The following is a 5379-nucleotide window of genomic DNA, read 5'->3' on the forward strand; positions in this document are numbered from 1 at the left end:
ACAGGAACGCCAGGAGCGCGCGCGACGCGAGGCCCAGGAACGCTCCCGCGAGGCCGATGCCGCGCTGTTCCGTCGCATGGTGGGTCAGGTCAATGGCCTGCCCGACACGGGACGCGACACCACGCCTGCACCCAAGCCTCCCCCTGTGCCGGCCCGCCGCCAGGCCGACGAACAGGAGGTGTTGAAATCCTCGCTGTCCGACGAATTCGACGTGGAGAGCCTGCTGGAAACCGACGAGAGCCTGTCCTGGCGACGACCGGAACTCGGCATCGACGTGGTGCGAAAACTGCGTCGTGGCGTCTGGGCCCTGCAAGGCGAGCTGGACCTGCACGGGCTGCGCACAGACGAGGCCCGCGAGCGCTTGTCTCAATTCCTGCGCGAGGCTCACCTCAAAGGTTGGCGCTGCGTGCGCGTGGTGCACGGCAAGGGCCTGGGCTCACCGGGCAAACAACCGGTGCTCAAGGACAAGACCAAACGCTGGCTGGTGCAAAGCGACCGGGTGCTGGCCTTCGTGCAGGCCCGGGCCGACGAAGGCGGTGCCGGGGCCCTGGTGGTGCTGCTGCAATCGGCCACCGGGCCGGCCTGACGCCAGGCATCAGGCGACCTCAGACGCCCTCAGACGCCCTGGTTGCGCATCCAGTCGGCGGTTTGCATGAACGACTCGCGCAGGCGGGTGGCGAGTTCGGCATCGACTTGCTCGTCGGCCATGGCCTGGGCCATGCAGGCCACCCACTGATCGCGCTCCTTGATGCCGATGCGAAACGGCATGTGCCGCGCACGCAGGCGCGGGTGCCCGAAGCGTTCGATGTACAGGTTGGGGCCACCCAGCCAGCCGCTGAGGAACCAGAACAGCTTGTCTCGGGCATCGTCGAGCGACGGCCCATGCGCGGCGCGCAACTCGGTGTAGAGCGGCTCCAGGTCCATCAGGTCGTAGAAGCGGTCAACCAGGCTGCGCACGTGCGCTTCGCCACCCAGCCATTCGTAGGCAGTGGCTGGCCGCGAGGCGGCATCGGCAGGCGCTTGAGAGGGGTCTTGCAGGTCGGACATGCCGGCACTCTAGCAGCCGGTCCCGACCAACTCAGGCATCTGGACTTGGCGCGGATGGATCGCCGCCCGGAAGGGGGCGCCGCCAACAGGTGATCAGCCGCGTGCTTGCAGCCGCGTCGCCACCTGCACCACGCCCTGCGCCGCAGCGCTGCCGGGGTGCAGCTCAAGCAGGAGCTGGCGCTTTTGCACCGCTTCGCGCACGCTGCTGTCGAGCGGGATGTCACCCAGGAAGGAGAGCTTGGGCGAGACCCCGTTGGGGCCTTGAACAAAGCGCTCGACGACCTGCTGGAGCTGGTTGCAGATGGTGCGGCCATCGCCCGCGCGGGTCACCTGGTTGACCACCAGGTGCAGTTGCTCGCGGTTTTGCTGGGCCGACAGCACCTTGATGGTGGCGTAGGCGTCGGTCATGGAGGTGGGCTCGGGCGTGGCCACCACGATGACCTCGTGGGCCATGGAAACCGCGTACAGCACGACGTCGGAGATGCCGGCGCCCGTGTCGATCAGCACCACGTCGAAACGCGGCTTGACCGCTTCGAAGATGCGCATGAGCTGGTCGCGCACCTCGGGCGTCAAGCGTGAATATTCCACAAGGCCCGAGCCAGCCAGCAGCACATGAAAACCACCGGGCGCAGGCAGGATGGCCTCTTCGAGCTCGGCCTTGCCAGTGAACACGTCGTGCAACGTGATCTTGGGGTACAGGTTGAGCACCACATCGAGGTTGGCCAGGCCCAGGTCGGCGTCGAGCACGAGGACCTTCAAGCCCTGGCGGGTCAAGGCAGCGGCCAGGTTGGCGCTGAAGAAGGTCTTGCCCACGCCGCCCTTGCCGCTGGTGATGGCCACCGTGCGGGCAAGGCGAGTCGTCGTCGCACTGGGGGTGGTTTCGGGGGCGGTCATGAGCTCCATCATTCCGGTGTTTTCGGCAGGTCGAGCGCCATTCCTGAGGCCTCATTGGCGTCAGTTGAAGTCAGACCGGCAAAGAGCATGCCTTTTTCCTCGGCGCTGACCACCGTCAGGGGCGGCATGTCGAGGCAGGTTCGGTTGCGACCTTCGGTTTTGGCGCGGTAGAGCTGCTGGTCGGCGCGCTCGGACCACAGGCTGGCCGACGATCGGACCCAGGGCGGCGCAAAAGCCCCGCCAATGCTGACCGTGACGTGCAGGGGATGGCCACCGATGATGACCGAGGGGCGCATGGCCACCTTCTGGCGGATGCGCTCGGCCACCGTCTGCCCAAAGGCAGGCGGGCAATTGGGCAGGATGATGGCGAATTCTTCGCCACCCACTCGGGCCACCAGGTCCATCGGGCGCACACAGTCCTGCAGGCAGTCGGCCACCGTCTTGATGACCACGTCGCCAGCGGCGTGCCCGTGGGTGTCGTTGACCTTCTTGAAATGATCGATGTCGGCCAGCAGCAGCAGGGCCGGCTCGCCGATGCGGGCGACCCGGTCGACCTCGCGGGCGATGGCGGCCTCGAACTGGCGGCGGTTGCTCAGGCCCGTGAGGGCATCGCGGCTGGAGACTTCGCACAAACCATCGATGACCGCCTGCAACCAGGCTGTTGACCCCGGCAACAAACCAGGCGGCGGCTGCCAGCCCGCCTGGGCCAGCAGGCTCAGGGCGGTCTCGAGGCGCAGGTCGGTCGCGGGTTCTGCGGGACTGGCCGCCACGCCTGTGGAGGCGAGGTCGATGAGGGCGATGGTGGTTCTCCAGGGAACAACGGGGGAACGCCGTCCAGTTTAGCAGCGGCTCAAGGCGCCAAAGCCCGATGAAAGCCGGCTTTGTGCCACATATCTCGCGGTGCGTGCGCCCTTGGCGCGGCAAGCTCAAGGTTCCACCAGTGCTGTCCGATAAGCAGGAATGAGCCACCTTCGGCTCGCGACCTCTTGATGCCACGATGATCTCCACCGCCGAAGCCCCGAGCATGTCTGTGGACCGAGAGTTCACTTTCACCACGCGCGATTTCGCCCGCGTGCGCACCCTGATTTACGACCGAGCCGGCATCAGCCTGCACGACGGCAAGCAGGCCATGGTCTACAGCCGCCTCTCGCGCCGCCTGCGCGACACCGGCTACTCGTCCTTCGAGTCCTACCTGCAGTGGCTGGAGCAAAGCCCCAACCAGCCGGAATGGCAGGAATTCGTGAACTGCCTCACGACCAACCTGACCTCGTTCTTCCGGGAAGAGCACCACTTCCACATGCTGACCGAGTGGCTCAAGGCGCGGGGCAGCAAGCCCACGCGCATCTGGTGCTGCGCGGCCTCCACTGGCGAAGAGCCCTACTCCCTGGCGATGACCGTGGCCGAAACGCTGGGGCTGCACGCGCCGGTCAAGATCCTGTGCAGCGACATCGACACCAACGTGCTGACCACCGCTTCGCGCGGCGTGTACGACGCCAGCTCGCGCGGTTTGTCTCCTCAGCGGCTGCGCAGCCACTTCCTCAAAGGCAAGGGCGCGCACGAGGGCAGCATCCGGATCAAGCCCGAGCTGGCGCGGTTCATCGAATTTCGCCCTTTCAACCTGATGCAGGCGAGCTGGCAGTTGGGCGAGCCTTTTGACGTCGTGTTCTGCCGCAACGTGATGATCTATTTCGACGGCCCGACGCAACGCAAGGTGCTGGAACACATCCACGCCGTGATGAAACCGGGCGGCATGCTGTACGTGGGCCACTCCGAGAACTTCACCGAATCAAGGGACCTCTTCCTCCTGCGAGGCAAGACGGTCTACGACAGGGTTTGACAGTCACCGCCAGCCAGGACATCCAGATGATCAGCACCCCGTCCGTTGGCGCCTCGCGCGCAGGATCCGCCCCCCCGCCCGCCATGGGCCTGCAGGCCAACCGAACCGAGCGCCTGACGCGCCTGAAGTCGCGCATCGCCAAGCCGGGCGAGGCCTCCTTCTTTTTCTACGACGCGCACTTCCAGTCCGAAGCCGTGAAGGTGCTGCCGGGCGAGTACTTCGTGTTCAACGAGGACGTGCTCATCATGACCACGCTGGGCTCGTGCATCGCCGTGTGCCTGTGGGACCGCCAGGCCAAGGTCGGTGGCATGAACCACTTCATGTTGCCCGACAACGGCGGCGGTGCCAGCGACTCGGGTCGGTATGGCTCGTTCGCCATGGAACTGCTGATCAACGAAATGCTCAAGCTGGGTGCCTCGCGACTGACTCTGGAAGCCAAGGTGTTCGGCGGCGGTGCCGTCATCAGCGGCATGAACACCATCAACGTGGGTGAGCGCAACACCGCCTTCGTGATGGACTACCTCAAGACCGAACGCATCCCGGTGGTCTCCAAGGACGTGCTGGAGATCTACCCGCGCAAGGTCTGCTTCCTGCCGCACAGCGGCAAAGCCATGGTCAAGCGCCTGGCCCCCACCAACCCGGACGCGATCGTCCAGCAGGAACGCGCCGCCGCTCAGAAGGTCGTGCCGGTTGCGTCCAGCGGTGGCTCGATCGACCTGTTCTGAGACACGGAGACAAGAAAAATGGCCAAAACACGTGTGGTGGTGGTGGACGATTCCGCCTTGGTGCGCAGCATGCTCACCGAGATCATCAACCGACAGCCCGACATGGAGTGCATCGGCGCCGCAGCCGATCCCCTGGTGGCGCGCGAGATGATCCGCAACCTCAACCCCGACGTCATCACGCTCGACGTGGAGATGCCGCGCATGGACGGCATCGACTTCCTGTCCAAGCTGATGCGCCTGCGCCCGATGCCGGTGGTGATGGTGTCGACCCTGACGGAGCGCGGCGCCGAGGTCACGCTCAAGGCGCTGGAGCTGGGCGCCATCGACTTCGTGGCCAAACCCAAGATCGGCGTGGCCGATGGCCTTCGCCAGCTGTCGGACGACATCACCGACAAGATCCGCGTGGCGTCGAAGGCGCGCATCCACCGACTGGCGCCGGCACCAGGGGCCAGCACCCCTGCAGCCCCGGGTGCGCGTGCGCCAGGTTCGCCAGCGGCCACCAGCGCGCCCAAGCCCGCTGTGGCAACGCCGTCGCTGGGCCGCCTGTCCACCGAAAAGCTCATCTTCATCGGCGCCTCCACCGGCGGCACCGAAGCCACCAAAGAGGTGCTCATCGGCTTGCCCGCAGACGCGCCGGCCGTGGTCATCACCCAGCACATGCCGCCGGGCTTCACCAAGAACTACGCCGCGCGGCTGGACGGGCTGTGCAAGATCAGCGTCAAGGAAGCCAGCGACGGCGAGCGCATCCTGCCTGGGCACGCCTACATCGCCCCGGGCGGCATGCACCTGAGCGTCGAGCGCTCCGGCGCCAACTACATCGCGCGCGTGCAGGACGGTGAGCCGGTCAACCGCCACAAGCCCAGCGTCGAGGTGCTG

The 5379-nt window shown here is 66.2% G+C and carries 7 protein-coding genes; 4 read left to right on the forward strand and 3 right to left on the reverse strand.

The window, feature by feature from the left end; genetic code table 11:
* Positions 1-586, forward strand: a 586-nt coding sequence (locus tag B2W70_RS15220; RefSeq protein ID WP_286746938.1) for a Smr/MutS family protein, incomplete at its 5' end; no start/stop codon positions are given.
* 29 nt (positions 587-615) lie between these two features.
* On the opposite strand, the gene B2W70_RS15225 is transcribed toward B2W70_RS15220, so the two are convergent.
* The 3 genes from B2W70_RS15225 to B2W70_RS15235 form a co-directional block, all read right to left on the reverse strand.
* Positions 616-1047: a group II truncated hemoglobin gene (locus B2W70_RS15225; RefSeq protein ID WP_286746939.1), complete on the reverse strand. Its 432-nt coding sequence runs from the start codon at positions 1045-1047 to the stop codon at positions 616-618.
* A 93-nt stretch (positions 1048-1140) separates the two neighbouring features.
* Positions 1141-1941: a MinD/ParA family protein gene (locus B2W70_RS15230; protein ID WP_235513739.1), complete on the reverse strand. Its 801-nt coding sequence runs from the start codon at positions 1939-1941 to the stop codon at positions 1141-1143.
* 8 nt (positions 1942-1949) lie between these two features.
* Entirely contained in the window at positions 1950-2711 is a 762-nt protein-coding gene (locus B2W70_RS15235) for a GGDEF domain-containing protein (RefSeq protein ID WP_286746941.1), read from the reverse strand.
* A 227-nt stretch (positions 2712-2938) separates the two neighbouring features.
* Between B2W70_RS15235 and B2W70_RS15240 the strand changes: the two genes are divergently transcribed.
* The 3 genes from B2W70_RS15240 to B2W70_RS15250 all read left to right on the forward strand — a co-directional run.
* Complete coding sequence (locus B2W70_RS15240; protein ID WP_286746943.1) at positions 2939-3778, forward strand: CheR family methyltransferase; 840 nt, start codon at positions 2939-2941, stop codon at positions 3776-3778.
* An 83-nt stretch (positions 3779-3861) separates the two neighbouring features.
* On the forward strand, positions 3862-4503 hold the full coding sequence (cheD, locus tag B2W70_RS15245) for a chemoreceptor glutamine deamidase CheD (protein WP_235513743.1): 642 nt from the start codon (positions 3862-3864) through the stop codon (positions 4501-4503).
* A gap of 18 nt (positions 4504-4521) precedes the next feature.
* Positions 4522-5379: protein-glutamate methylesterase/protein-glutamine glutaminase (locus tag B2W70_RS15250; protein ID WP_286746945.1), on the forward strand; the 858-nt coding region annotated here is incomplete at its 3' end.

It is taken from the genome of Aquabacterium sp. UBA2148 (assembly GCF_002328915.1).
In the GTDB taxonomy this organism is placed as follows: domain Bacteria; phylum Pseudomonadota; class Gammaproteobacteria; order Burkholderiales; family Burkholderiaceae_C; genus Aquabacterium; species Aquabacterium parvum.

Bases quoted from the DNA above. Each gene is read 5' to 3' on its own strand.
- B2W70_RS15225 (WP_286746939.1), bottom strand. From the start codon at position 1,047: ATGTCCGACCTGCAAGACCCCTCTCAAGCGCCTGCCGATGCCGCCTCG.
- B2W70_RS15230 (WP_235513739.1), bottom strand. From the start codon at position 1,941: ATGACCGCCCCCGAAACCACCCCCAGTGCGACGACGACTCGCCTTGCC.
- B2W70_RS15240 (WP_286746943.1), top strand. From the start codon at position 2,939: ATGATCTCCACCGCCGAAGCCCCGAGCATGTCTGTGGACCGAGAGTTC.
- cheD (WP_235513743.1), top strand. From the start codon at position 3,862: ATGGGCCTGCAGGCCAACCGAACCGAGCGCCTGACGCGCCTGAAGTCG.